The 25,006-nt window shown below is 48.4% G+C and carries 26 protein-coding genes; 17 read left to right on the forward strand and 9 right to left on the reverse strand.

Annotation, left to right across the window (positions count from 1 at the left end):
* Nucleotides 1-46 precede the first annotated feature (46 nt).
* From HHL17_RS07615 to mraZ, 3 genes are all read right to left on the reverse strand, one after another.
* Complete coding sequence (locus HHL17_RS07615) at nucleotides 47-427, reverse strand: FtsL-like putative cell division protein (protein ID WP_317166529.1); 381 nt, start codon at nucleotides 425-427, stop codon at nucleotides 47-49.
* 103 nt (nucleotides 428-530) lie between these two features.
* On the reverse strand, nucleotides 531-1,442 hold the full coding sequence (rsmH, locus tag HHL17_RS07620; RefSeq protein ID WP_169224147.1) for a 16S rRNA (cytosine(1402)-N(4))-methyltransferase RsmH: 912 nt from the start codon (nucleotides 1,440-1,442) through the stop codon (nucleotides 531-533).
* Nucleotides 1,443-1,453: 11 nt separating this feature from the next.
* Nucleotides 1,454-1,921 (reverse strand): division/cell wall cluster transcriptional repressor MraZ, encoded by a 468-nt coding sequence (mraZ, locus tag HHL17_RS07625; protein WP_169224148.1) that lies wholly within the window; start codon nucleotides 1,919-1,921, stop codon nucleotides 1,454-1,456.
* 512 nt (nucleotides 1,922-2,433) lie between these two features.
* Here mraZ and HHL17_RS07630 point away from each other — a divergent pair.
* The 9 genes from HHL17_RS07630 (at nucleotide 2,434) to HHL17_RS07670 (ending at nucleotide 10,150) form a co-directional block, all read left to right on the forward strand.
* Nucleotides 2,434-3,267, forward strand: coding sequence for an outer membrane protein assembly factor BamD (locus tag HHL17_RS07630; protein ID WP_169224149.1), 834 nt, complete (start codon nucleotides 2,434-2,436; stop codon nucleotides 3,265-3,267).
* Nucleotides 3,236-3,577 carry a DNA-directed RNA polymerase subunit omega gene (locus HHL17_RS07635; protein WP_078668842.1) on the forward strand — a complete coding sequence of 114 codons (342 nt, stop codon included), beginning with the start codon at nucleotides 3,236-3,238 and terminating at the stop codon, nucleotides 3,575-3,577. The genes HHL17_RS07630 and HHL17_RS07635 overlap by 32 nt, the downstream gene beginning before the upstream one ends.
* 95 nt (nucleotides 3,578-3,672) lie before the next feature.
* The gene (gene coaBC, locus HHL17_RS07640; protein WP_206155934.1) at nucleotides 3,673-4,896 is read left to right on the forward strand and encodes a bifunctional phosphopantothenoylcysteine decarboxylase/phosphopantothenate--cysteine ligase CoaBC; all 1,224 of its coding nucleotides are present in this window, start codon (nucleotides 3,673-3,675) and stop codon (nucleotides 4,894-4,896) included.
* A complete protein-coding gene (gene porD / locus HHL17_RS07645; protein ID WP_169224150.1) occupies nucleotides 4,889-5,815 on the forward strand; it encodes a type IX secretion system protein PorD in 927 nt (308 codons plus the stop codon). The genes coaBC and porD overlap by 8 nt, the downstream gene beginning before the upstream one ends.
* Before the next feature lie 43 nt (nucleotides 5,816-5,858).
* Nucleotides 5,859-6,338: a DUF4296 domain-containing protein gene (locus HHL17_RS07650; protein WP_169224151.1), complete on the forward strand. Its 480-nt coding sequence runs from the start codon at nucleotides 5,859-5,861 to the stop codon at nucleotides 6,336-6,338.
* Between the two features lie 22 nt (nucleotides 6,339-6,360).
* The gene (locus tag HHL17_RS07655; RefSeq protein ID WP_169224152.1) at nucleotides 6,361-7,053 is read left to right on the forward strand and encodes a CoA transferase subunit A; all 693 of its coding nucleotides are present in this window, start codon (nucleotides 6,361-6,363) and stop codon (nucleotides 7,051-7,053) included.
* A gap of 47 nt (nucleotides 7,054-7,100) precedes the next feature.
* Nucleotides 7,101-7,757: a 3-oxoacid CoA-transferase subunit B gene (locus tag HHL17_RS07660; protein ID WP_169224153.1), complete on the forward strand. Its 657-nt coding sequence runs from the start codon at nucleotides 7,101-7,103 to the stop codon at nucleotides 7,755-7,757.
* Nucleotides 7,758-8,004: 247 nt separating this feature from the next.
* On the forward strand, nucleotides 8,005-8,844 hold the full coding sequence (locus HHL17_RS07665; protein WP_169224154.1) for an aminotransferase class IV: 840 nt from the start codon (nucleotides 8,005-8,007) through the stop codon (nucleotides 8,842-8,844).
* A gap of 1 nt (nucleotide 8,845) precedes the next feature.
* Nucleotides 8,846-10,150 carry a cryptochrome/photolyase family protein gene (locus HHL17_RS07670; protein WP_169224155.1) on the forward strand — a complete coding sequence of 435 codons (1,305 nt, stop codon included), beginning with the start codon at nucleotides 8,846-8,848 and terminating at the stop codon, nucleotides 10,148-10,150.
* Nucleotides 10,151-10,225: 75 nt separating this feature from the next.
* Here HHL17_RS07670 and HHL17_RS07675 read toward each other — a convergent pair whose 3' ends face one another.
* Nucleotides 10,226-11,035, reverse strand: coding sequence for a 1,4-dihydroxy-6-naphthoate synthase (locus HHL17_RS07675; RefSeq protein WP_169224156.1), 810 nt, complete (start codon nucleotides 11,033-11,035; stop codon nucleotides 10,226-10,228).
* A 21-nt stretch (nucleotides 11,036-11,056) separates the two neighbouring features.
* The gene (gene mqnB, locus HHL17_RS07680) at nucleotides 11,057-11,743 is read right to left on the reverse strand and encodes a futalosine hydrolase (protein ID WP_169224157.1); all 687 of its coding nucleotides are present in this window, start codon (nucleotides 11,741-11,743) and stop codon (nucleotides 11,057-11,059) included.
* 115 nt (nucleotides 11,744-11,858) lie between these two features.
* Here mqnB and HHL17_RS07685 point away from each other — a divergent pair, with 115 nt between their 5' ends.
* The 3 genes from HHL17_RS07685 (at nucleotide 11,859) to fabD (ending at nucleotide 14,006) form a co-directional block, all read left to right on the forward strand.
* Complete coding sequence (locus tag HHL17_RS07685) at nucleotides 11,859-12,272, forward strand: 6-pyruvoyl trahydropterin synthase family protein (protein ID WP_169224158.1); 414 nt, start codon at nucleotides 11,859-11,861, stop codon at nucleotides 12,270-12,272.
* An 81-nt stretch (nucleotides 12,273-12,353) separates the two neighbouring features.
* Nucleotides 12,354-12,941, forward strand: a complete 588-nt coding sequence (folE, locus tag HHL17_RS07690) for a GTP cyclohydrolase I FolE (protein ID WP_168870018.1) — start codon at nucleotides 12,354-12,356, stop codon at nucleotides 12,939-12,941.
* Nucleotides 12,942-13,115: 174 nt separating this feature from the next.
* The gene (fabD, locus tag HHL17_RS07695) at nucleotides 13,116-14,006 is read left to right on the forward strand and encodes an ACP S-malonyltransferase (protein WP_169224159.1); all 891 of its coding nucleotides are present in this window, start codon (nucleotides 13,116-13,118) and stop codon (nucleotides 14,004-14,006) included.
* A gap of 118 nt (nucleotides 14,007-14,124) precedes the next feature.
* Here the strand turns inward: fabD and HHL17_RS07700 are convergent, their stop codons facing one another.
* The 3 genes from HHL17_RS07700 to HHL17_RS07710 form a co-directional block, all read right to left on the reverse strand.
* Nucleotides 14,125-14,976, reverse strand: coding sequence for a GNAT family N-acetyltransferase (locus HHL17_RS07700; protein ID WP_169224160.1), 852 nt, complete (start codon nucleotides 14,974-14,976; stop codon nucleotides 14,125-14,127).
* Between the two features lie 73 nt (nucleotides 14,977-15,049).
* Complete coding sequence (locus HHL17_RS07705) at nucleotides 15,050-15,520, reverse strand: GNAT family N-acetyltransferase (RefSeq protein WP_169224161.1); 471 nt, start codon at nucleotides 15,518-15,520, stop codon at nucleotides 15,050-15,052.
* 11 nt (nucleotides 15,521-15,531) lie between these two features.
* On the reverse strand, nucleotides 15,532-16,671 hold the full coding sequence (locus HHL17_RS07710) for a serine hydrolase domain-containing protein (RefSeq protein WP_169224162.1): 1,140 nt from the start codon (nucleotides 16,669-16,671) through the stop codon (nucleotides 15,532-15,534).
* A 98-nt stretch (nucleotides 16,672-16,769) separates the two neighbouring features.
* Between HHL17_RS07710 and HHL17_RS07715 the strand changes: the two genes are divergently transcribed.
* From HHL17_RS07715 to HHL17_RS07735, 5 genes are all read left to right on the forward strand, one after another.
* A complete protein-coding gene (locus tag HHL17_RS07715; protein WP_169224163.1) occupies nucleotides 16,770-17,261 on the forward strand; it encodes a DinB family protein in 492 nt (163 codons plus the stop codon).
* A 48-nt stretch (nucleotides 17,262-17,309) separates the two neighbouring features.
* Nucleotides 17,310-18,005 (forward strand): NUDIX hydrolase, encoded by a 696-nt coding sequence (locus HHL17_RS07720; protein ID WP_169224164.1) that lies wholly within the window; start codon nucleotides 17,310-17,312, stop codon nucleotides 18,003-18,005.
* 84 nt (nucleotides 18,006-18,089) lie between these two features.
* Nucleotides 18,090-20,018, forward strand: coding sequence for an ATP-binding protein (locus HHL17_RS07725; protein ID WP_169224165.1), 1,929 nt, complete (start codon nucleotides 18,090-18,092; stop codon nucleotides 20,016-20,018).
* Nucleotides 20,019-20,033: 15 nt separating this feature from the next.
* Complete coding sequence (locus HHL17_RS07730; protein ID WP_169224166.1) at nucleotides 20,034-21,941, forward strand: sensor histidine kinase; 1,908 nt, start codon at nucleotides 20,034-20,036, stop codon at nucleotides 21,939-21,941.
* Nucleotides 21,942-21,966: 25 nt separating this feature from the next.
* Nucleotides 21,967-23,844, forward strand: coding sequence for a sensor histidine kinase (locus HHL17_RS07735; protein ID WP_169224167.1), 1,878 nt, complete (start codon nucleotides 21,967-21,969; stop codon nucleotides 23,842-23,844).
* Between the two features lie 4 nt (nucleotides 23,845-23,848).
* Here the strand turns inward: HHL17_RS07735 and HHL17_RS07740 are convergent, their stop codons facing one another.
* Nucleotides 23,849-24,859, reverse strand: a complete 1,011-nt coding sequence (locus HHL17_RS07740; RefSeq protein ID WP_169224168.1) for a beta-ketoacyl-ACP synthase III — start codon at nucleotides 24,857-24,859, stop codon at nucleotides 23,849-23,851.
* Nucleotides 24,860-25,006 lie beyond the last annotated feature (147 nt).

The raw sequence follows: 25,006 nt of genomic DNA on the forward strand, positions 1-25,006 counted from the left end.
CCTGTAATAGTTTCAGGCGGGCAGCATCAGGTACCAGTATTGAATGTTATTTTTCGTTTTCCTTTTTCAACACTATTTTCTGTGGAGGGGAACTGAGTTGTTTGAGGCCCAGTTGCTCTACAGATTTGCTGACTTCACTCATTTTGCTTCGAAACATGAGCTCACTCTTCACGTTGATGTATTCCCACTTAAGCTCTTTTATTTCTTTGCCAAGCTGATTAATGCGGCGTATTTTTTTTTCAGCGAGGTGGCTGTTAGCGATATAGATCAGTGCCAGAACAGCGAGAAAACCGATAAAAGGCAGGTTTTGTACCAACGCTTTGTAGTTGATACGCAGCCTCCATTCCCTTTTCGGTCCTTTCACCGGAGTACTTTCGGTACCGGTAGGTTCTTCCTGGTTTGTTTCTATAACTTCTTCCTGCAACACGCGTTATGCCTTTTTAATAAATTGACAATATAAAATTGAAAGCAAATCACAACAGAATGTGTATAGGATAGGATAGGAGCTGGATGATACAGTGTAAGCGGTATCATGCTGTTTTTTCGGCCACCCGCAGTTTTGCGCTTCTCGATCTGCCGTTGAGCTTTAGTTCTGCATCGCTGGCGGTCACCGGTTTTTTTGTGATTAATCTGAACAATTTAGGGGGTGTTTCCTTTCCAAACGGATCTTCCGGTGCTTCCTCGAAACTGCCTGTCTTCATAAAATTCTTTACCAGCCTGTCTTCCAGTGAGTGGAAGGTGATGATGGCCATTCTTCCTCCTGGTTTTAATACATTGGCGGACTGGGTAAGTAAATCTTTTAGGGCGCCCAGTTCATCGTTGACAGCTATTCTTAATGCCTGAAACACCTGTGCGAGGTATTTCTGGGGATTGCCTTTTACGATGGGCTGGATCACGGCTTTAAATTCCGTGATGGTGCGCATGGGGTGTGTTTTTCGTTGCCGTACAATGGTTTGTGCCAGGGTTTTGGCGTTGGTCACTTCTCCGTATTCCTGGAACATGAGTTGTAACCGGGCTTCGCCCCAGGTAGCCAGAATCTGGGCCGCAGTGAGGGTAGTCCGGGTGTCCATCCGCATGTCCAGATCGCCGTTAAAGCGGATGCTGAATCCTCTTTCGGCGGTATCGAACTGGTGTGAAGACACGCCCAGATCTGCCAATATGCCGTCTACCTGTTCCGCTTTGTGTAGCTTCAGAAAACGTTGCAGGTGCCGGAAATTTTGTTGTACAAATGTTACACGGTCATCGATGATCCTGTTATGGTATGCATCCTCATCCTGATCAAATACAATCAGTCGTCCTTTTTCGCCCAGTTTCTCCAGTATGGCCCGGGAATGTCCTCCGCCTCCAAACGTTGCGTCCACATAAGTCCCTTCGGGGTTAATGTGCAACAGCTCCGTTGTCTCCTGCAGCAGAACGGGTAGGTGATATTGTTGTTCGCCCATATTGCTCCAGTTTAAATTGAAATGTTGTTGTCTCCTCCTCCCATTACCTGTTGAGCCAGATCACTGAAGGCCCCTGGTGAGAAATTTTCAAAGAACTCCTGGTATTTACCTTTATCCCAGATCTCGATTTTATTGGATGCTGCTGCCAGCACAATGTCTTTTTCCATGTTTGCGTACGACAGCAGGTTTTTCGGTACCAGCAGTCTTCCCGCGCTATCCAGTTCCAGAATGGTGGCCCCATTGAGGAAGTAGCGCCTAAATTCCCGCACTTTCGGGTCAAAATCGTTCAGCTTGCTGATACGTTCGAAAATGGGTTGCCACTCGTTCATGGGATACAATGACAAACATTTTTCAAAGCCTCTGTTGATGACAAACTGTCCCCCGGCGGCTTCTGACACCTGCTTTTTGAATCCGGCAGGTAACAGAAAACGTCCTTTTGCGTCCAGCGTAGCCTCATATTCGCCTAGAAAACCTGTCATACCATGGGGCAAAGTACTTGAAAAACCATTTTCTAACACAAAATAACACTTTTTCCCACTTTTTAACGAAAAAATACTTTATAAATTTTTTCCACAAGAGAATATTCGCCATTGTAAAGGGTTTGGAGTGGCTTTATGCACCTTTTTCACGCGCGGGACGCTGGATTGTGTGGATAATGTGTGAATACATGTTAATATCGTGTGCGTAACCTGTGAAAAACGCAATAGGACTGGCATTGCAGGGGGTAAAATAACTGCGCTGTTTTTTCAGCAATGGCAATGAATTGTTTTTTACAAATAGGATTAAATTATAATCCGATACCTTGGTGCTGATATTTTTTTGACAATATCCAACGGTTTTTTATTTTCGGCAGGTAAGCGGCAAAAGGAATCATTTCTTCGGTAAAATGCCCTGATTCAGCGATTTGACGGTCTCTTTTGCAAAATTTTAACAGCAATGAAAATCTCTTCGCCTTACATTTACATTTAATTCTTAATTTTGCCACTCTTTTATGCGGAAATTTTTATTGTATAGCAGTCTCTTTGCGCTGATCGTTGTCGCTTCTTCCTGTAACAATGAGCTGAGAAGAATCGAAAAAAGCAACAACTTCGAGAAGAAGCTGGCGTATGCTGACAAATTGTACTCGAAGAAAAAATATAATACGGCGCAAACACTGTATCAGGACCTCCTGCAGGTGTATAAAGGCACTGAAAAATTTGAAGGCCTGTATTATAACTACGCATACTGTTCCTACTACGTGAAGGACTATGTTCAGGCGGCTTTCCATTTCAAAAACTACCTCGACGTATTCCCCAACAGCCCCAGAGCGGTGGAAATTGACTATATGCAGGCGTATTGCTATTACAAGCAGTCACCCAAAGTATCGCTGGACCAAACCAACACCATGAAGGCCATTGCCCAGATGCAAACCTTCATCAATAACTACCCGCAGGCGGAAAAAGTACCGGAAGCCAATCTGGTGATCGAACTCTGCCGCAGGAAGCTGGAACTCAAAGAGTTCAACAGCGCTGAACTGTATTATAACCTGGGCTTTTACAAAGCGGCCGGTATCGCCTTCAAAAACCTGATGCGCAACTACCCCGACTCTGACAAAAGCGACAGCTACAAGATAATGGCCATCCGCGCCTACTATAACTATGCTAAAAACAGCATAGAGGAAAAACAAAAGGAACGCTATGAGACAGTTGTCAGTGAATACATGGACTTCGCAGACCACTATCCCAACAGCAAATTGAAGGCGGATGCCGAAAAATTTTATACCTTAGCGCAAAACAATATTAAATCACTGGAAAATGAGCAAAATAAAGAGAAGTCTAACCAGTAGTCTTAATCCCTGGGTAGAAACCAAAAATACTACCGATATTAAGAACCGGACCGGTAATTTATATGAGTCTATTGCCGTGATAGCCAAACGCGCCAATCAGATCAATATTTCCGTGAAAGAGGAGCTCCATTCCAAGCTGGAAGAGTTTGCCAGCCATACTGACAACCTCGAAGAAGTACACGAAAACAAGGAGCAGATCGAGATTTCCCGCTTTTATGAAAGGCTGGCAAATCCTGCTATCCAGGCTACTCAGGAATTCCTGGACAATAAAATTTATTTCCGCAAGAACGACGACGACCTGTTCAGCTAATCCGCCACACATTATTTTGTGAGGTGCGTGATTGCGAAAAATAAAAATATTAATTTCATGGCGGCAGATTCAAATCTGCCGCTTTTTTTATATCTATGGACGATATCAAAATACTACAAGGAAAGAAAATCCTGTTGGGCGTGTCCGGCAGCATCGCTGCCTATAAAGCCGCTACCCTCATCCGGCTGCTCGTGAAGGAAGGGGCCCTCGTAAAGGTGGTCATGACACCGGCGGCGGCTGACTTCATCACGCCGCTCACCCTCGCCACCCTCTCCAAAAATGAAGTACCACTCCATATCAGCGACCATAACAGCTGGAACAACCACGTGATGCTCGGCCGCTGGGCAGATGTTATGTTGATAGCCCCCGCTTCTGCCAATACCATCGCCAAAATGGCCAACGGCCTGTGCGACAACCTCCTGATGGCCACCTACCTGTCCGCTACCTGCCCGGTACTATATGCACCTGCCATGGACGAGGACATGTGGAAACATCCGGCTACCCGCGCCAATGTGGCCCGACTACGCGAATACGGCCATACCCAGATACCGGTGGCTGCCGGTGAACTGGCCAGCGGCCTCGTAGGCGAAGGACGGATGGCTGAACCGGAAAATATCGTCGCCCTGCTGCGCCGCCACTTCAGCCAGGCTGCCGGCGCCCGCAAACCGCTCGACGGTAAAATAGCGGTCGTGACTGCCGGCCCTACTATCGAACATATCGACCCGGTAAGATATATCAGCAACCACTCCAGTGGTAAAATGGGCATCGCCATCGCGGAAGCCCTCGCCGACGCCGGCGCCCAGGTGAAACTGGTGCTGGGCCCCACTAACCAGACCACCCACCACAGCGGTATCGATATCATCCCGGTACAATCGGCTGATGATATGTTCCGCAGCGTGATCGCAGTATACCCGCTGTCTGATATCGTGGTGGCCGCCGCCGCCGTGGCTGACTACCGCCCGGCACAGGTGGCAGATAAAAAAATCAAAAAAGGAGAGGATAAATTCAGCATCGCCCTGGAAAAAACACATGATATCCTCCGGACACTGGGCAACAATAAAGGGCCGCAGCAACTGCTGGTAGGCTTCTCCCTGGAAACCAACAACGAAAGGGAATACGCGCTGAAAAAACTGCGCGACAAAAACCTGGATATGATCGTGATGAACTCCCTCGCCGATCCGGGCGCCGGATTCAACTACGATACCAATAAAGTGACCCTGTTTGACAACAGGGGAAAAGAACGTGACATCCCCCTCAAATCCAAACAGGAAGTAGCCAGGGATATTGTTTCTGCTATAATAGAACTGCAACATGCGTAACCGCTTCCCCTTCGCCCTGCTGCTGGCAGGTATTCTCGTTTTCACGGCCAACTGCCTGCAGGCGCAGGAGATCAGGGCCAATGTGACCGTAGTGGCCAACCAGGTCCAGGGTGTTGACCGGAAAGTGTTTACCACACTGCAAACAGCCCTCAGGGAATTCCTGAACAACCGCCACTGGACAGACGATGCCTTTACCCCGGCAGAAAGGATTGAATGTAACTTCCTGCTGAATATAACAGGGGTGACGGGAGAAAATATGTACAAGGCTTCCCTCACCATACAGGCTACCCGCCCGGTGTTTAACAGCAGCTATGTGACCAGCCTGCTGAATACCCAGGACAACAACGTGGCCTTTCGATATGCGGAATTCCAACAGCTGGAGTTCAGCGATAACCGCGTAGTAGGCAATGATCCTATGGCTTCCAATCTCACAGCCATCATGGCATACTATGTGAATATCGTCCTCGGGCTGGACTATGATTCGTTCTCTCCCCGCGGTGGCGATGCCTATTTCAAAAAAGCGCTGAATATCGTCAATAATGCGCCGGACGGAAAAGACATCTCCGGATGGAAAGCTTTTGAGGGTACCCGTAACCGTTACTGGTTGCAGGATAACCTCCTGAATGCCAAGTTCCTCAACTTCCATGATGTGATGTACCAATACCATCGCAACGGGCTGGATGTGATGTATGAAGATGTCAACAGAGGTCGTGCGGCTATTATGAACTGCCTCAACCTGCTGTATGCCATTCATCAGGACATCCCCAACTCCATGTTGATGCAGACATTCTACTCCGCCAAAGCCGATGAACTGCAGAAGATATTTTCCAAGGCCATGCCACAGGAGAAAATGAGGGCCGCCGAATTACTGGCCCAGATGGATGTGCCCAATGCACAGAAATATCAGCAGATGAAATAACAGCCGGTGAACATCTCCGGGCACAACAATTTTTTAGAAAAGAATGAATAACCGTTTTAAAGCGCTCGTAGCAGGATTAGTATTATTGATGGCAGCTTGTGGTGATCCGGGCAATGTCCCCAAGGAGTATATCCAGAAGGATAAAATGAGCAAGATCCTCGTGGACATGACCCTGGCAGACGCCTATGGCAACGAAGTGAGCGCCCTGACTACGCCCCTGCCTGATTCTGTGAGACAGGAGAAAATAAAAATCTACTACAAACAGATACTGGACCTGCACCACGTGTCCGTAAAGGATTTTATGGCCAGCTATAACTGGTATGAAAGCCATCCTGACCGGATGAAAGACGTGTTTGAAAAAGTGCAGGCTGATATCGCCATCAGAAAAAATAAACTGGGCAATCCGGCGGAAGAAAATGCGCCCGTCAGGTTCCGTTTGAAAAGCTTTTTCCCCAATGCAGACAAAGCTTTCCTGTTACCCGCTTCCGATACGGTACGCCCCTTTATCAAGCGACAGCCATAAGATCAATATAAAACACCAAAACATGAACAAAGTAGTAGCAAATGCAGATGAAGCCATAAAGGACATCCGGGATGGCGCGGTGATAATGCTGGGGGGATTTGGTTTGTGTGGTATTCCGGAAAACTGTATCGCAGCGCTGGTCAGAAAGGGCATCAAAGAACTGACCTGTATTTCCAACAATGCCGGCGTCGATGATTTCGGATTGGGCCTGTTGTTGAAAACCCGTCAGATCCGTAAGATGATGTCTTCCTATGTGGGCGAAAACGCAGAATTTGAAAGGCAGCTGCTGGCCAGAGAGCTGGAAGTGGACCTCATCCCGCAGGGTACCCTCGCCACCCGTATACAGATGGCCGGTATGGGCATTCCCGCCTTCTTCACCCCCGCCGGTTATGGCACCGAAGTGGCCACCGGTAAAGAAACCCGCGAATTCAACGGCAAAAACTATCTCATGGAGATGGCGCTGCACGCCGATTTTGCTATCGTGAAAGCCTGGAAAGGTGATACCATGGGCAATCTGGTATTCCGTAAAACGACCCGCAATTTCAGTACTTCTATGGCCAAAGCCGGTAATATTACCATCGCTGAGGTAGAAGAACTGGTACAGCCGGGTGAACTGGACCCCGACGAGATCCATGTACCAGGTATCTATGTGCACCGCATCTTTGCAGGCACCGAATATGAAAAACGGATAGAACGCCGGACCGTGCAGATGTAACGGTTACGACTACACGTTATTATTCCACTCTCCAAAATCAGTATGTTATGCCTCTCGATAAATTTGGTATCGCCAAAAGAATAGCAAAGGAATTAAAAGATGGTATGTATGTCAACCTGGGTATCGGTATTCCCACGCTGGTAGCCAATTACATCCCTGCTGGTATTTCTATTATGCTGCAGTCTGAAAACGGTATGCTCGGCATGGGCCCGTATCCGTCTGCAGATGATATAGATCCGGACCTGATCAATGCCGGCAAGGAAACGGTGACGCTCCTGCCAGGCGGTAGTTTCTTCGATTCTGCGGAAAGTTTCGGCATGATCCGCGCCGGCAAAGTAGACCTCACCGTGCTGGGCGCTATGGAAGTAGCTGACAACGGGGATATCGCCAACTGGAAAATACCCGGTAAAATGGTGAAAGGCATGGGCGGTGCTATGGACCTGGTAGCTTCTGCTAAAAATATTATTGTGGCCATGATGCACACCAATCCCAAAGGTGAAAGCAAATTGTTGTCTGCCTGTACACTGCCGCTAACTGGCGTTAACTGTGTTAAAAAAATTGTGACGGATCTCGCCGTGCTGGAAGTGACACCCGACGGGTTCCGCCTGCTGGAACGTGCTCCGGATGTGAGTGTGGAGGAAATTAAAGCCAAAACTGCCGGCAGATTGATTGTGGAGGGAGATATTCCTGTGGTGACGATTTAAATCATTGAATAAAAATGAGTAGCCTCGCCCGATAGTTTTCCGGCGGGGCTTTTTTGTGTTCATATATTTAATTAAACGTCTATGTTACTGCATGGATATATGGGCGTTTTTTTCGTGATCGTCCTGCGTAATTTTAACGTTTTTTTTGTGTGGGGATTGCCGCTATGGTTGCGGCGAATAACCGAAAAGAGGCTGCTGAAATGACAAAATAATTGGGTAACTTACAACTTGCTAAACACAGTTCGAGGTGCAAGTTGGTTTCCTTTGTTATAATGGTAAGTTTTATTCTTCCGGTGACCCGATTTTTACGGCAGACAACCGCTCTTTCCGTTATGGAGACGGCTGTTTTGAGACCATGCGGGTGCATCAAGGAGAAGTAGTATTGAGCGATTTACATTTTGAGCGCCTGCTTGCCAGCCTGAACCTGATGCACTTTGATATCCCTTCCCATTTCACCAAAGCTTTTTTTCTCCGTCAGATAACTGACCTGTGCCATAAAAATAACCTGACCCACATGGCACGGGTGAGATTCTCCGTATTCCGGGCTGATGGCGGATTATACGAACCAGTCAATAATATTCCTTCTTATCTTATCCAGGCGTGGGAACTGAGCAACTCCGTATTGGAACTGAATGAAAACGGGCTCCTGCTGGACATCTTCCCTGATGCCAGAAAGACCAGTGATAAATTTTCTTCCATTAAATCCAATAACTGTCTCCCCTATGTGATGGGTGCTATGTATAGCAAACAACACGGTTTCAATGAAGTGCTGTTGCTCAATCAATATGGCCGGGTGGCAGACAGTACCATCGCCAATGTTTTTATGGTGCATCATAAAACCATCTACACGCCGCCACTTTCGGAAGGTTGTGTTTGTGGTGTAATGCGCAAACACTTGCTGCAATCAGAACTGCCTTTTAAAATAGAAGAAAAACCACTCACCATCGAGGACCTGGAAAACGCGGATGAAATATTCCTGACGAATGCCATACAAGGTATACGCTGGGTGGGCCTCTTCCGCGACAGCAGCTATGGTAACGCCACTGCTGCTATTTTACACGAAGTATTGTTTGATGGCAAAGTCTAGTATGAAACCTGCAGTTAATCTTTGCTGGCTTCGCCGTGATCTGCGGCTGAATGACCAGGCCGCTTTATATCATGCTTTAAAAGATGACCATCCGGTGGTCCCGGTGTTTGTGTTTGATACACAGATACTGGATGACCTGGAAGAGAAAGCAGACCATCGCGTGATGTTTATTTACCAAACGCTTGAAGCGCTGCAACAACAACTGATGGCTGCAGGCGCCACGCTGGACGTGTTCCACGGAACTCCGGAAGCGGCCTTTGCGCACTGGACTGCACGGTATGAGGTCCATAAAGTATTTACCAATAACGACTATGAACCGTATGCCCGTCAGCGTGATGCTGCTATCGCCGGACTGTTGAAGGAGAAGGGAATTTCTTTTCACAGCTATAAAGACCAGGTCATCTTTGAAAAGAATGAAGTGCTGAAAGATAACGGTGACCCATATACGATATTTACGCCTTACAGTAAAAGATGGCTGGCCACGCTGACGCCATTTTATTACAAGTCGTATCCGGTGGAGAAGTATACTGACAACTGGTACCGGCAGTCGCCACTGAAAATACCCTCGCTGAAAACGATGGGATTTAAAGCAATCAAAACAGATTTTCCAGCCGCAGATATCCCGGAAAAAATTATCAGTCATTATGATAAAACCCGTGACATTCCCGCTATACAAGGCACTTCGCGTTTAGGCGTGCATTTACGCTTTGGCACGATCAGCATCCGGGAACTGGTGAAAAAAGCCCTGGATGATAACGATACGTATTTGAAAGAATTGATCTGGCGTGAATTTTTTCAGATGATACTGTGGCATTTCCCGGAAGTGCAGCATGCTTCGTTTAAAAAAGAATATGATCGTATTCCGTGGCGGAACAATGAAAAGGAATTTGAGCGCTGGTGTCAGGGGCAGACCGGTTATCCCATTGTGGATGCGGGGATGCGTGAACTGAATGCCACCGGCTTTATGCACAACCGGGTAAGGATGATCACGGCCAGTTTTCTGACCAAACATCTGTTGATCGACTGGCGCTGGGGAGAAGCTTATTTTGCTGCTAAACTGCTGGATTACGACCTTGCCTCCAATAATGGAAACTGGCAGTGGGCGGCCGGCTGCGGCTGTGATGCAGCGCCTTATTTCAGGGTGTTTAATCCCACATTACAAACACAGAAGTTTGATAAAGACCTGCATTATATCCGCCGGTGGGTACCGGAGCTGGATGATCTTTCTTATCCCCTGCCAATGGTGGAGCACGACGTTGCCAGGAAACGTGCGCTGGAGGTATATGGGAAGGCATTGAAGCGATAATCTTTTATCGACATAAAAAAAGCGAAGATCATGGTAGTGATCTTCGCTTTTTTTATGTCGATATTTTTCTGTGGTCTATGCATGCCTGCGTGCCACAACGCTTTCTGCTGCGGTCATCAGCGCCTCTACGGCCGCGTGGCCTTCCTGGCCGAGGTCCAGGCTGAAGTCGTTGACATACAAGTCAATATGCTGGCGCATTACCTGTTCGTCCATTTCCTGCGCGTGGGATTTGATATAGTCAGACAGCTGAGGATATTCACTGTAAGCGTGTTGCAGGCTTTGGTGAATGAGCGCATCTACCTGCGCGCGTGTTTCAGCAGGGATGTCTTTACGGATGAAGATACCACCCAGCGGAATGGGATTACCGGTGGTAGATTCCCAGTATTCGCCCATGTCCATGAGTTTCACGAGGCCTTTGAGCTGGTAGGTAAAGCGGTTTTCGTGGATGATCACGCCTGCGTCTACGTCCCCGTTGAGCACAGCATTTTCGATCTCTGAAAATAGCATCACCTTTTTGTTGGTCGCTTCCGGGAAAGCGATGGAAAAGAGGAGGTTGGCCGTGGTGTTTTCGCCGGGGATGGCTATAGTCAGATTTTTGATTTCTTCGCGGGGGATATCTTTTTTAGCGATGAGCAGTGGTCCGCAGCCGCGGCCGAGGGCGCTACCGCTGTTGAGCAGGTCATATTTATCCCTTACTTTCAGGTATACGGCAAAACTCAGCTTGGTGACAGGCAGTTTTCCTTCCAGGGCCCAGCGGTTGAGCGTTTCCACATCTTCCAGCTGCGTATCAAATGTCAGTCCTTGCGTATCGATCTTGTTGTTGACCATGGCGTCGAAGATAAAAGTATCGTTCGGGCAGGGTGAGAAACCTAATGATAAGTGCATATACTTAGAAAATTTTATTTGTTAAGATAAGCTGGCCAACGATTTGACGATGGAAATCAGTTCATCATTCAATTGTTTGACAGCCAGGGGGATATTCCATTTGCTTTTATCGCGTATTTCCACATAGTTGGAGATACTGCGGACCTGCAGGAAGGGAATATTTTCCGAGAGGCAGGCGTAGTGGAATGCTGCGCCTTCCATGCTTTCCACGTCGGGCATATATTTACTTTCCAGCCGGGTGATGGTGGGCGTGCTGCCGCTGACCATATTCACGCTGACGCTGGTCGCTTTGGGCAGGTCAGGCCGGTAGGGCAGGCTGGTGAAGGTATTTACGAGTGCATTGCCGGTGAAAGGTGGCTGGGAGGGTTGCCAGAGGTGTATATCAAATAAATCTTTAAACTGATCCTGGTCTTCCGCGCCGAGGTCGGCAAGATATTCGCGGTCTACCATCACGACGGAGCCGAGGGCCCATTCGCGGCGGAAAGAGCCCGCGATACCGGCCTGCAGGGCCATATCGGGGCGGTTGGTGGCGAGGTAACGGCCAAGGCTGTATGCATAATGCATCATGCCGATACCGGCGATCAGTACCTGAATCTCACAGTTGGCCAGGCGGTATTGGTGGGTGGATACTTTTTGGCTTTCAAGGTCCAGGAATTGTAGAAAAGGCTGGACTTCCAGTATGGTCGCAGCGGTAACCAATAATTTCATGCGGTAAAAGTACGGCAAAAATGATCGCTGGCAGTGTAAAACAATTGACAGGAATGAGGATAAACTTGGGACTACTCAGAGAATAGTGGTATTTTTGCGAAAATTTTTTGCAATAATGATTTATTTAACGCGAGTAGAGAACTTTAATGCAGCGCATAAGTTGTCTAACCCGGCATGGAGCGCAGAAAAGAACGAGGAAGTATTCGGAAAATGTGCCAATGTTAACTGGCATGGTCATAACTACGAATTGCATGTAACCATCAAAGGTAACCCTGATCCGGAAACCGGCTTTGTGTTCAATGCCAAGACTTTGGGTGTGATTATCCGGGATGCTGTCATCGAAAAGATAGACCATCGGAACCTCAATCTGGATGTGGATTTTATGGCAGGTAAGTTTACCTCTGCCGAAAATCTCGCTATTGCCATCTGGGACCAGTTGACCCCGCATTTACCTGCGGAAGTACAGCTGCACTGCATCAAGCTGTATGAAACTCCCCGTATATACGTAGAATATTACGGCGGCAAATAATATTGCCCACGCCTCATCGTATGACTTTGCGCAGTGGCAGGTGCGGGATAGCATTTGGAATTTGAATAAAATCATATAAGAATGGCGTATAATAAGGTTGAAAGTTACGATGAAAAGATCACGTCCGGTCTTGTAAAGAACTATAAAGAATGCCTGGAACTGCTCGGTGAAGATGCCGAAAGGGAAGGGCTTCTGAAAACCCCTGAAAGGATGGCCAAGGCTATGCAGTTCCTGACACAGGGGTATCAGCTGGACGCAAGGGAAATTCTGAACGGCGCTAAATTCACGGAAGCTTATAGTGAAATGGTGATCGTGAAAGATATAGAACTGTATTCCATGTGCGAGCATCATATGCTGCCTTTCTTTGGCAAAGCGCATGTGGCTTACATTCCCAATGGCTATATCACCGGTCTGAGCAAACTGGCCCGCGTGGTGGACGTATATGCCCGCCGGCTCCAGGTGCAGGAAAGGATGACGCACCAAATCCTGGACGCTATCCAGGAAACGCTGCAGCCACAAGGTGTAGCGGTGGTCATCGAAGCACAGCACCTTTGTATGATGATGCGTGGTGTATCCAAACAAAACTCCGTCACCACCACTTCCGCTTTCAGCGGCCAGTTCCAGGATGGTACCACCAGAAGTGAGTTCATGAAACTAATTGGTAGATAATCCCTCTACAGACAGATGAAAAATGGTTTAACCAGTTACTGGTTAAACCATTTTTTGTTTTAAGCCTTTTTTGATGCAGCTTTGCAACACCCGTAATAATTCTTTATTAAATTTTAATTGATTGTATATTTGAATTATTTTTCATTTGATATAAACACTACAATATAAGCAACCATGAAGCATGCATTTGTATTTCCCGGCCAGGCATCGCAATTTCCGGGTATGGGTAAAAACCTGTATGACACCAATGCTAACGCAAAGGAACTGTTTGAGAAAGCCAACGAAATCCTGGGATTCCGCATCTCCGATGTAATGTTCACCGGCACTGAGGAAGACCTGAAACAAACAAAAGTGACACAGCCTGCTGTATTCCTGCATGCTGTCATCGCTTTCCTGACCACCGAACATTCACAACCGGAAATGGTAGCCGGTCACTCCCTGGGAGAATTTTCTGCGCTGGTTGCCAACGGCGTGCTGTCTTTTGAAGAAGCCCTGCGCCTGGTAGCCATCAGAGCGAATGCCATGCAGAAAGCGTGTGAGCAGCAACCATCAACCATGGCCGTTATCCTCGGTATGGAAGATGCCAAAGTAGAAGAAATCTGCACTAAAGTAGCCGCTGAAACCAACGAAGTGGTGGTACCGGCCAACTATAACAGCCCAGGCCAACTGGTTATCTCCGGCACGCTGAAAGCTGTGGAGACTGCCTGTGCTGAATTAAAAGCTGCTGGTGCTAAAAGAGCGATGATCCTCCCGGTAGGTGGTGCTTTCCACTCTCCGCTGATGGAATCAGCCCGCGAAGAATTGCAGGCTGCTATTGAAAAAGCAGTGTTCAATACCCCCAGCTGCCCCGTTTATCAGAACGTAGTAGCCGCTGCGGTAACAGAACCTGCTCAGATCAAACAAAACCTGATTGACCAGCTCACCGGCCCGGTAAAATGGAGCCAGTCTGTACTGGCCATGGTAGCCGATGGTGCAACTGAATTTACAGAAGTAGGTCCTGGTAAAGTGTTACAGGGACTGGTGCAGAAAATCGCTAAAGAAGTAGCCGTTAACGGTATCAGCTAGGAGATTTACGGATTTTCTGATTTTGATATTTAGATATTTAAAATGCAGCGGGGATCACATTGTATTACGTGATCTCCGCTGCATTTTTATATTCCAAAATCCGTAAATCAAAACATCTCTAAATCTCTATGGCCATCTCATATTGGGACAGATAATGTGGGAGTCCTGACTTTTCGAGGAAAGCGCTGATCTCCGGATTTTTTTCATCAATGTTGATAATGCTCATGGGCCCATTCAGTGCAGTGGACACATATTGCAGCAGCGCGCTGCCGATGCCGCGCCGGCGGAAGCCTGGATGTACGGCAATGTTACGGATACGCCTGCTCTCTTTGTGTACACTGATAAAGCCCGCTGTCTGTCCGTCCACTATTGCTTCAAAGGTAGCAGTGGCCGGATATTCCCGTTGTATGCTGGATACGCTGTTGCTCCAGGCTGGTGCCATGTCCATGAAGGTGTTTAATACGGCCCATTCCGGCTGGTCTGTTTCCTGAATGGTAATGCCTGGCGTGGGAGTATGAACGGTTACGGTTCCTTTGTGGCAGTGGAACATCCGCAGCTTGTGAAAACCACTGTTCGTATAGGCTTTAATGGCAGGAAGATTGGAACTGATTACTTCCAGGATTATTTTCCGGATACCTGCCTCTTTATAACGTGGAATAAATTGCTGATACATTTTTTGTATCAGGTGCTGGCCACGATAGGCGGGCGTTACACCGGTGCCTCCGTTGTATAGTACAGTAGGATGCGTATCATCGTTTATTCCGTGCAGGATAAATGCGCCAAGGTCGTTTCCGTTGAAAGCGCCGATAGACCACTCCCGGCGGAGGTTTTCAGCTTTCATCTTTTGTTCAAGAATAGATGGGGTGAGATGCATCGGCACGATATAATCGCTGAATGCTTCGTTGAACGTATGGCTGAGGGTTTCGGTGGATTCTCCCCGGAGGTCTCTGAAATCGTGAAGAAAAATCATGATAAAAAAAGTATGTCATCAATATTAACGATGATTGATGACATACCGGATGAGAATATTATAAACGGGAAGTTTATGATAACTCGATACTTACATTCACCCACTCCGGATCAAATTTGGCGGCGTACTTTTTATAGAAGTTGATGGCTGGTTCGTTCCATTCCAGTACCTGCCAGAGAATGCCACTGTATTGTCTTTCCTTCGCTTCTTCAATGATGCGGTCCAGCAGCAGTTTGCCAATGCCTTTGCCGCGCCATTCTTCTGTCACCACCAGGTCTTCCATGTACAAACGGCAACCTTTCCAGGTAGAGTAGCGGATGTAAAACAGGGCAAAACCTACAATCAGTTCTTTACCATCAGCATCAGATGCAGTCGCTACAAAAGCTTTCCATACCGGGCTGGCGCCAAAGCCGGCGTCTTCAAAATGGGAGAGGCTAACGGTTACTTCCTGTGGTGCTTTTTCAAATTCCGCCAGCTCGCGGATAAGTTCCATCAACCGGGGACAATCTTCTTTTCGTGCAATCCTTAACGTTATATCTGCCATATGGTGTTTATTTATGTGAGTGAGTCGGCTATTTGTTTCAGCACTTCGGGCCACCAGTCCACCTGTCCCCATTTTTTACCAAAACGCACAATGACGGCCTGTTTCCGGGGAGAGATGTAAATCAGCTGACCTTTTACGCCTAATGCAAAATAATCAAAATTATGAGGATCTGTTTGGTATCCCCACCAAAGGTACTTGTAGTAGCCATGCGGGCTGCCAGCCCATTTGCAGAGGGGTGGCATCATGCGTGACAGGTATGTTTTGGTATCGGCGGTATGTACGGGCCTGCTGGTAGACTCCAGCATCCAGTCGGCCGGAATAATGGAGCGGCCATTCAGTTGACCGTTTTGCAGGCATAACTGTCCGAACCTGGCAAAATCGATGGCGAGTGCATTGAAGCCACTTTCCATTTTGGCGAAGCCGGAGTGGCGGCTGTCCATACTCCAGGAGGCGCTGGCTTCGGCGCCCATGGGCTGCCAGATTTTTTCGCTGAAATAGGCGGGTACGGAGTGTCCTGTCGTTTTTTCGAGGACCATGCCCAGCAGCAGCAGGTTGTAGTTGTTGTAGTGATACACCGTGCCGGGTTCCTCTATCAGCCTGGCTTTCAGGGCCTGATCGCGCAACCGGAGGCCGTAATACACACGGGCATCGTCTGTCCATGGAAACACGCCTTCGCGGTAATCCAGCCCGGAGCACATCTGCAGGAGGTGGGAGATGGTGATCTGACGAAGCCCTTGTTGATCGAAAGCCGGCAGGTAGCGGGCCACCGGGTCGTGTACGGAATGAATGGCCCCTTCGGCAATAGCGATGCCGACGAGCGTGGAAGTCATGGATTTGGCCACAGAAAAGGAGGTGTTGACGGATGCCCGCTGATAGCCGTTGAAATACTGCTCATAGCGGACCTGGCCATGCTGCAGCACGATGCAGGCAGTAGTGCCGGTCTGGTCCAGCAGATCTGGGAGCTGGCCTTGTTTCGGCTGGCCCCTGAATTTCCAGGAAACAGTGGGCAGGGGCATTCTTTCCGGGGCCGTTTCCAGTGGGAAAATGGTATTGCCTTTGGCAATAGGGGCGTTGGTAAAACGTTTGTAGTCGTCGATCTTCGGGATGTTCCAGCACACACAGCGACAGAGGTAAGTGAACATATCCATCATATTTCAGGTTAGGGATGGCAAAGATCGCAAGTAAATTGACAAACAATATTGTAATTTGTTGACGAATCATTAGGATTTGAAAAAATAACCTTTTGTCCATGAAAGAAATCCTGGTGCGGTTGGCATCATATAACCACTGGGCTAATCAGCAGCTGGTGGCAGTCATGTTGAAACTGAATGCAGAGCAGGTCATGCAAGACCTTGGAGGTAGTTTCTCTTCTCTGTTTAACACGGTCTGTCATTTGTGGTACCGGGAGAGTATCTGGTACCAGCGGTTACAGCTGACGGAGCAGCCGGTGGACCCTACGGCGGCTTTTAGCGGTACTTTTGCGGAGGCCTGCCAGGCCTGGCTGCGGCAGTCACTTCAGTTGCAGGAGTGGGTGAAACAGGCTACCGAAGCGAGATTGAACCATACCATCGCGTTTACGCCCCGTAAAGGCGAACAAGTAAAGTTGCCGGTACAGGATGCCGTGATCGATACCTGCAACCACAGCACTTTTCATCGCGGACAGCTGGTACATATGTTGCGTCAGTTGGGCGTTAACCGTATTCCTGCTACAGACTACCACCGTTTTAAGCCTAAAAAGTAGGCGATTTATATTATTTTTACCTCCTATACGCAGGAAAAATTCCGTTTTATGAATGCTGCTTCTTTTTATGCCCAAGCCCCGAAACACCTGGTGGCAGTAGATTGTATCATCTTTGGTTTTGACGAAGGCAAGCTGAAGTTATTGGTGATGAAGCGAAAAGTGGCTCCCATGGAGGGTGAATGGTCGCTGGTGGGTGGTTTTGTACAGGCGGAAGAGAGTACCGACGATGCTGCGGCACAGGTGCTCAAACACACTACCGGCCTGGAAAACATTTATATGGACCAGCTGCATTGTTATGGTGAAGTAACGCGTGATACCGGCGCCCGGGTAATATCTGTAGCTTATTATGCGCTTATCCGCATCAAAGACCATGACCGGCCACTGGCACAGGAACATGGCGCCCACTGGCTGGAGCTGCATGAAATCCCTGCGTTGATATTTGACCATAACCGCATGATCAACGACGCGCTGGTGCAACTGCGTAACAACGCTCATTTCCATCCTATCGGATTTGAACTGCTGCCGGAGAAGTTCACATTGTCACAGCTCAGAAGCCTATACGAAGAGATATACCAGAAAACACTTGATAAGCGTAACTTCCGTAAGAAAATATTATCATTGGACGTGATGGAGAAGCTGGAGGAAAAAGATAAAACCTCTTCCAAAAAGGGTGCGCACCTCTATCGTTTTGACCCCGCACGGTATGAAGCACTGATGCGTAAAGGACTGGTGTTTGAGATATAATCAGTGCCGGATGAAAATGAACAAAATGAACAGCCACGGATGATGCCCGGTTCGCTGTATTATTTTTACTTTTCCGGTTGAATTATGATGATCCTCAGACGATATATGCTGTTGCATATGTGCTGGTTGTTGTTTGTTTTCCCGACATTGCTGCATGGGCAGCATAAAGAGATCGGCAGGCTTAAATCACAACTGCCGCATATAGGCGACAGCGTAACTTACGTAGATGCCCTGAACAGACTGGCGGCGGTGTATCAGGCCTGCCAGCTGGACAGCTGTGGGCGTTATGCGTCCATTGCGAGGGATATGGCTGTCCGCATCGGTTATCACGCCGGGAAGGCCCGGGCGCTGCGTAATCTGGGTAATTACTATACACTCCGTCCCCACCGTTACCTCTCTTACCTGTTTTATAACGATGCCCTCGAAGAAAGCCGCAAAGCCGGCGATTCGGTCAATGTATCACAGGTGCTGATGAACATCGGCATCTATCACTATTTTACCGGTAAACAGGCATCTGCCAATGATTACGTGGCCCAGTCACTGAAACTTACCCGTGAACTGAAAGAAGATTCGTTGCACGCCCTCGGATTGGGTAACTATTACGCGATCAATTATACGGATAGCAGTGCCCGTGCGGCTGCCACCAAAGCATTGCAGGAAGCCATCATACTGGCAGAGCAGTACCGTGATATCCGGGAACTGCTTTATATCCGGCTGCTGCTGGCCAATGAGGACTATGTGGCGGAAAGATTTGATGCCGCCAAACAACGGGTACGGCAGGTGCTCGATACGGCGATAAGAGATGGGTTTGAATATTATGCCATGCGTGCTTCGATGGAACTGTCGGAGTACAAAAGCCGGCTCGGCGAGCCGGACTCACTGGTCTTTCTTCAGGATGCCGTAACCCATGGTGTTGCCGGCGGGTACGTAGGCCTGTTGCTGCCACAGGTGACGCAACTATACCACTATTTCCAACAACAGAAAGATACCCTGCAGGCGGCCCGTTATAGCCGCATTGCGCTGAACATCATGCAACAGCAGCAGGATGATATGCAACAGGGGGAAATGGATTATATCGCCTATTCTCTACAGGACCAGACACTGGATTCCCTGAAGATGCAGTCAGACCTGCAAAAAACAGCACTGCAGAAAACGAGGCTGGCGCAACGCTACTGGCAATACTTGTTCATTTTCGTGGTGGCCATTATCATGTTGCTGATGGTGCTCACCTGGTTCCTGATACGCTCGTACCGCTCTTCCCGCCTGCGCTCTATGAGGCTTGCCCGCGTGAAGACCGAAATAGCCGCCGCCAATGAAGTGCTGAAAAAAAATGATGACTTCAAAAACAAACTCATCTCCTTAATAGCACACGATTTCAGAACACCATTACACAACATTATCGATATCACCGGTTTTGTTAATGAAGATATCCTTACCCCCGAAGATGCTACTGGTATGGTGATGGAAGTGGAACAAACCGCCACCGCCACGCTGACTGTTTTTGAAGAAATCCTGAGCTGGATGCGGACACAATTATCAGGTTTTGTGTACCGGCCGCATTCCTTTGTGCTGACCGATATGCTGGAGGTGGCTGCCCGTAATGTGCAACACCTGCTGCGTGAAAAAAATATCCGCCTGGAGCTGCGTATTCCGCCAGGATTGACTGTGCAGGGGGATTTTGAAATGTTACAGTTTGTACATCGTAATTTTCTGCATAATGCGATTAAGTTTTCACCGGAAAATGGTATGATAACGATAATGGCCCTACGTAAAAATGGGTATGTGGAAGTTTTTTTCAGGGACCAGGGGCCGGGCATAGATCCGGTGGTATTGCCGGGACTTTTTACCTACGATAGTGAAAGTTACGCTCACAAGCGAACTGGCAAGGGTGCTGGCCTGGCGTTGATTATATGCCGTGACTTTATTGATAAAATGAATGGTGACGCGGGGGCGGTTAATAATGACAAGGGCGGAAGTACCTTTTTCTACCGGGTGCCGGAAATCGATGTTTAAAAGGATACAGGAAGCATGATGAAAACGTTTGTGCGTAAGCGTTATATAGCCATGTTCATAATAGTTGCATGGCTGTTGTTGCTGCCGGTGCTGAAAGGCAGCGGTCAGACAGCGGTATTGCCACGTTTGCAGCGCGATCTGGCGCAGCAGCGTGACAGTGCCGGCTACGTATCAGCGTTGGGAAAAATCGGGGCATTGTACGCCAGTATCAATCTTGACAGTTCGTTTTATTATGCCCGTCAGGTGCTGGAGATAGCCAGCCGGCACAAAGACCTCAAAGGCATGGCTGACGCTAATAATATGCTGGGATGGTATTACACCGCCAAAACAGATTATAACGTAGGTATTCAGTATGCTTATAAAGCATTGCTGCTCAATGGACAATTAGGTGATTCAGCACAAATGGTGCGCTCGTTGAACATCATCTACGGCTGCTATAAAAATTCCGGTCACCCGGTTGAGGCGGACAACTATTTCTACCGCGCTTTTCACATGGCCAACCGGCTGTCCGCGGATAAAGACTCCATCACTGCTACCATGTTCGTCAACTATGCCTGGCGTTTTTTAAATGACAGCACCCGAACAGACTCTGTCCGCCTGGTATTGCAGCAGGCAGCGGCTATCCTGAAGAAATATCCCGATAGCAGGGCCGGTTTTTATGTGGCTGCATTTGAGGCCGACCTCATGGTACGGGCAGGCAATGGAAAAGCGGCGGAAGAGCGGATATACACCCTCGCCGATCTGGCGCAGCAAAAAGGAATGCCGTATGTGGCCATGGATATGTATGGACGGCTATATGATTTTCAGCGGCTTGGCTACTTTGCGGATTCCACCCGTTATCAGGAGCAGGCATACGAAGTAGCGCGGCAGTCGGCCAGTATGGAACTGAACCTGTATTGGCTGGGCAGATTGTATGATTATCACCGCAGCCGCCAGCAGCCGGACAAAGTAGTGTACTATGGCAATGAAATCATGCGGCTGGCAGCGATGGACCGCTATCATAACCATCATCGCGAAGCTGCTTACATTGATTTTTTCCTGAAAGAAAAAGCGTTGCAGGCATTATCTCTTTCTACCAGGATACAGCAACAGGAACTGGAAAAAGAGCTGGCAGAAAAAAAGAACCGTACCCTCATTGTCAAAGGGCTGTTGATGATCATCATTCTACTGATATCCCTGTTTGGCAGCCGGTACCTGCATTACCGCCGCTGGAAACAGCAGGAGAACGCGTTGGCGCTCAGTTATGTGCAGCTGGCCAAAAACAATGCAGCCCTTACAGAGAATGATACTTTCAAAAACAGGTTGATCAGCATGCTGGCAACAGACTTCAGGACGCCTTTGCATCATATTATTGCCGTGGCTGATCAGCTGAAGACCGGTGCGCTCACACAGTCAGAGGTAGTGAGCCTGTTGAAACAGATCGGTAACGCTTCCCGGAAAACGCTGGATGCGTTTAATAACATCCTGAAGTGGTTGAAATTGCAGCTGTCGGGCTTTGTTTATCAGCCTGTCACAACGGAGCTGTTGCCGGTAATTGCGGAGGCTTTGGAGCCGTTGCAGGAAGAAATCCGGGATAAACAGCTGACCATCGTGAACCGGGTTGGTTCCCGGATCACCGTTATCGCAGATACGGAGATACTGCGGCTGGTGAACATGCAGTTATTACAGGTGGCCGTTAGCACAGCGCGGTCTGGTACCCTGCTGCTGATCTCCACTTATGGTGAAAAGGGAAAGGTGACGGTACGGTTTATGGTGGACGGTGGCGTTGCTACCCGTAAGCTGCTGGAAGAACTGAAAGATAAAGAACACAATATTTTTGCGTTAGGTATTATTATCAGCCGGGACTTTATGCACAAGATGAAGGGAGGCCTCATTGTGGAAGAAGAAGACAATGAGTTTCTCATGATGGAGTACACGATTTGATCCTGTAGTGATTCATTTAACGTATATGCGTCAATGTTATATCGCCGCTTTAGCATGCCTGATATGCTGTCAGCTGACAGCGCAGGTCCCGCAAATGCCGGAGCTGCGCCGTGAATTGTTGCAGCAGCATGACAGCGCCGGTTACCTGGCGGTGCTGGGGAAGATCAGCGCATTGTATGATGTGATAGATGTTGACAGCAGTTTTCAGTATGCGGTTAAAATTCGCGATATGGCAGCCCGGCTGCACGACGCCAGGGGGCAGGCCGATGCCAACGACCTGATGAGCTGGTATTACGCCTTAAAAACAGATTTTGGGGTGGCAGGTATCTACGCCTACAAAGCGCTGAAGATACATGAACAGCTGGGCGACTCCGCCCGGATAGCCAAAACGCTCAGCAATATTTACGTATACTACCGCAACATGGGCCGGCGGAAGGATGCTAACAATTACTTCTACCAGGCATTTAAAATGGCCAGCCAGCTGCCTCCCGGTAACGACTCCGTGTATGGTATCCTGTTAGTCAATTATGTGATGCGTTTTTATAAGGACAGCACACATGCAGATTCCGTCCGGTGGGCATTAAAGCGGGCAAGACAGGTCATTGAAGAATATCCGCGTTCCAAAATCAGTTTTTATGTAGATGCTTATTCGCTGAACGATCTGGTGGAAAAGGGGCAGGGAAGGAAGGCAGAAGAAACGATTTATCAGCTGGCAGATAATGCTTTGCGCAGCGGTATGCCTTATGTAGCCATGGATATGTACGGGAGGCTGGATGATTTTCCCCGTATGGGTTATCATCCGGATACTGTCCGGTACCAGGAGAAAGCTTATGCGTTGGGAGTGCAAACCGGTAGTATAGAACTGAACCTTTATTGGCTGGCACGGCTATACGATTATTACAGCCGGAAAAAGGATGCTGCCCACGCAGTGCAGTATGGCCGGGAAATTATGCGGCTCGCAGCAGAAAAGCGTTATCAGCCCAACGCCCATTCATTTGACTATATCGAAATTTTCCTGAAAGAAAAAGCAGTGTCAGATCTGAGGCAGCAAAACCGTCATCAGCAACAGGTACTGGCAGCGGAATTGACGGAATCAGACAATAATCAGTTGATAGTAGTAGGGATACTGATTATGGTGGTGTTGTTTTTAGCCTTGTTCCTTGGACGCTATTGGCATTACCAGCGCCTAAAGCAGCAGGATGAGGCCCTGCTGCGGGGGTATCGCGAAATGGCGGCTGCTAATCAGGCTTTGACAGAAACAGATGCTTTTAAGAATAAGCTGATCAGTATACTGGCGAGGGATTTCAGAGGGCCGTTGGTTCATTTGACAGCGGTAGCGGCCCGGTTTAAATCAGGTAACCTGTCAAAGGCGGAAATGGCTTCCTTTTTAAAGCATATCAGTATTACCTCGGGAAAGGTGCTGGAAGTTTTTGACAATATTTTAAAATGGCTGCGGCTGCAATTGTCCGGTTATCGTTATGAGCCGGTGCGATGTTTACTGCTGCCGTTGATACAGAGTGCACTGGGGCCGCTGGAAGCGGAGCTGGTGCGAAAGCAGATCATAGTCAAAAACTATATTCCCGGAAGCGCTGCTGTATTGATGGATGAGGAAATGTTGAAACTGGTGAACATACAACTATTGCAGATAGCCGTCGCCGTAGCGCAGGCCGGCAGTATGCTGGAAATAACCGTTGACCGGGCGATGGGGCAAACGGAAGTGTATATAAGGGTGAAGACGGGCGAGGATACTCATTTTGTGCTGGCGGGGCTGGAAAACTGGCAGGACAATGGGCTAGCGCTGGGGTTGGTGATCAGTCGTGACCTGATGAAGATGATGAACGGCTATATAATAGCAGAAGGCCAGGAACATTCGTACCTGGCCTTCGGGTATATTTTACCATAAAAAATTACTTGCCGACTTTTTCGCCGTCATAAGCCCATTTGATGTAGCTGGCGCCCCAGGTGAAACCACCGCCAAATGCGGCCATGATGATGTTATCACCTTTTTTCAGCTGTTTTTCGTAGTCCCACAGGCACAAAGGAATAGTACCGGCAGTGGTGTTACCATAGCGGTGGATGTTCATCATTACCTTTTCTTCCGGCAGGTTGATATACTGCGCGGTGGCTGCGATGATACGTTTGTTGGCCTGGTGTGGAACGAGCCATGCGATGTCCTCTGCAGTGAGGTTGTTACGCTGCAGGATACCGTTGGCCGCGTCAGACATGTTGGAAACAGCATATTTGAACACCATTTTACCTTCCTGGTACACGAAGTGCTCGCGGTTCTGCACTGTTTCCAGCGTGGCTGGTTTTACGGAGCCGCCGGCTTTCATGTGCAGGTATTCGCGGCCATGGCCGTCGCTTTTCAGGATGCTGTCCACCACGCCGTATCCTTCGGTGTTAGGCTCCAGCAGTACGCCGCCGCCGCCGTCACCAAAAATGATGCAGGTAGTTCTGTCTGTATAGTCAATGATAGCGCTCATTTTGTCAGCGCCAATCACCATTACTTTCTGATAACGGCCACTTTCAATGAACCGGGCGCCGGTGTCCAGTGCGTACAGGAAACCGGAGCAGGCAGCACTGATGTCGAAACCGAAAGCGTTTTTAGCACCGATTTTATCTGTTACAACATTGGCTGTGGCGGGGAAGGTCATGTCAGGGGTTACAGTAGCTACAATCAGCAGGTCGATCTCTTCGGGGGTAATACCTCTTTTTTTGCAGATTTCCAGGGCGATAGGTACACATATATCGGAAGTACCTTTCCCTTCTCCTTTGAGAATTCTTCTTTCAGAGATGCCTGTTCTGGTCAAAATCCACTCATCTGTTGTGTCTACCAGTTTTTCCAGTTCCTGATTGGTCAGTACGTAGTCAGGAACATATCCACCCACCGCTGTAATAGCGGCCGTAATTTTATTCATATAAACTAGATATGTGTTTAAATCGAGGCGTAAAAATACGATATAAACGAATATTTCCTAAAAAAGTCGCATATGAACCGGTTAAAGGCTTGTCAATCCATTAAAAGTTAGCATCTTTGCCGTTTATTGACACAGAGGGTAATTATT

It is taken from the genome of Chitinophaga fulva (genome assembly GCF_012927205.1).
Taxonomy (GTDB): domain Bacteria; phylum Bacteroidota; class Bacteroidia; order Chitinophagales; family Chitinophagaceae; genus Chitinophaga; species Chitinophaga fulva.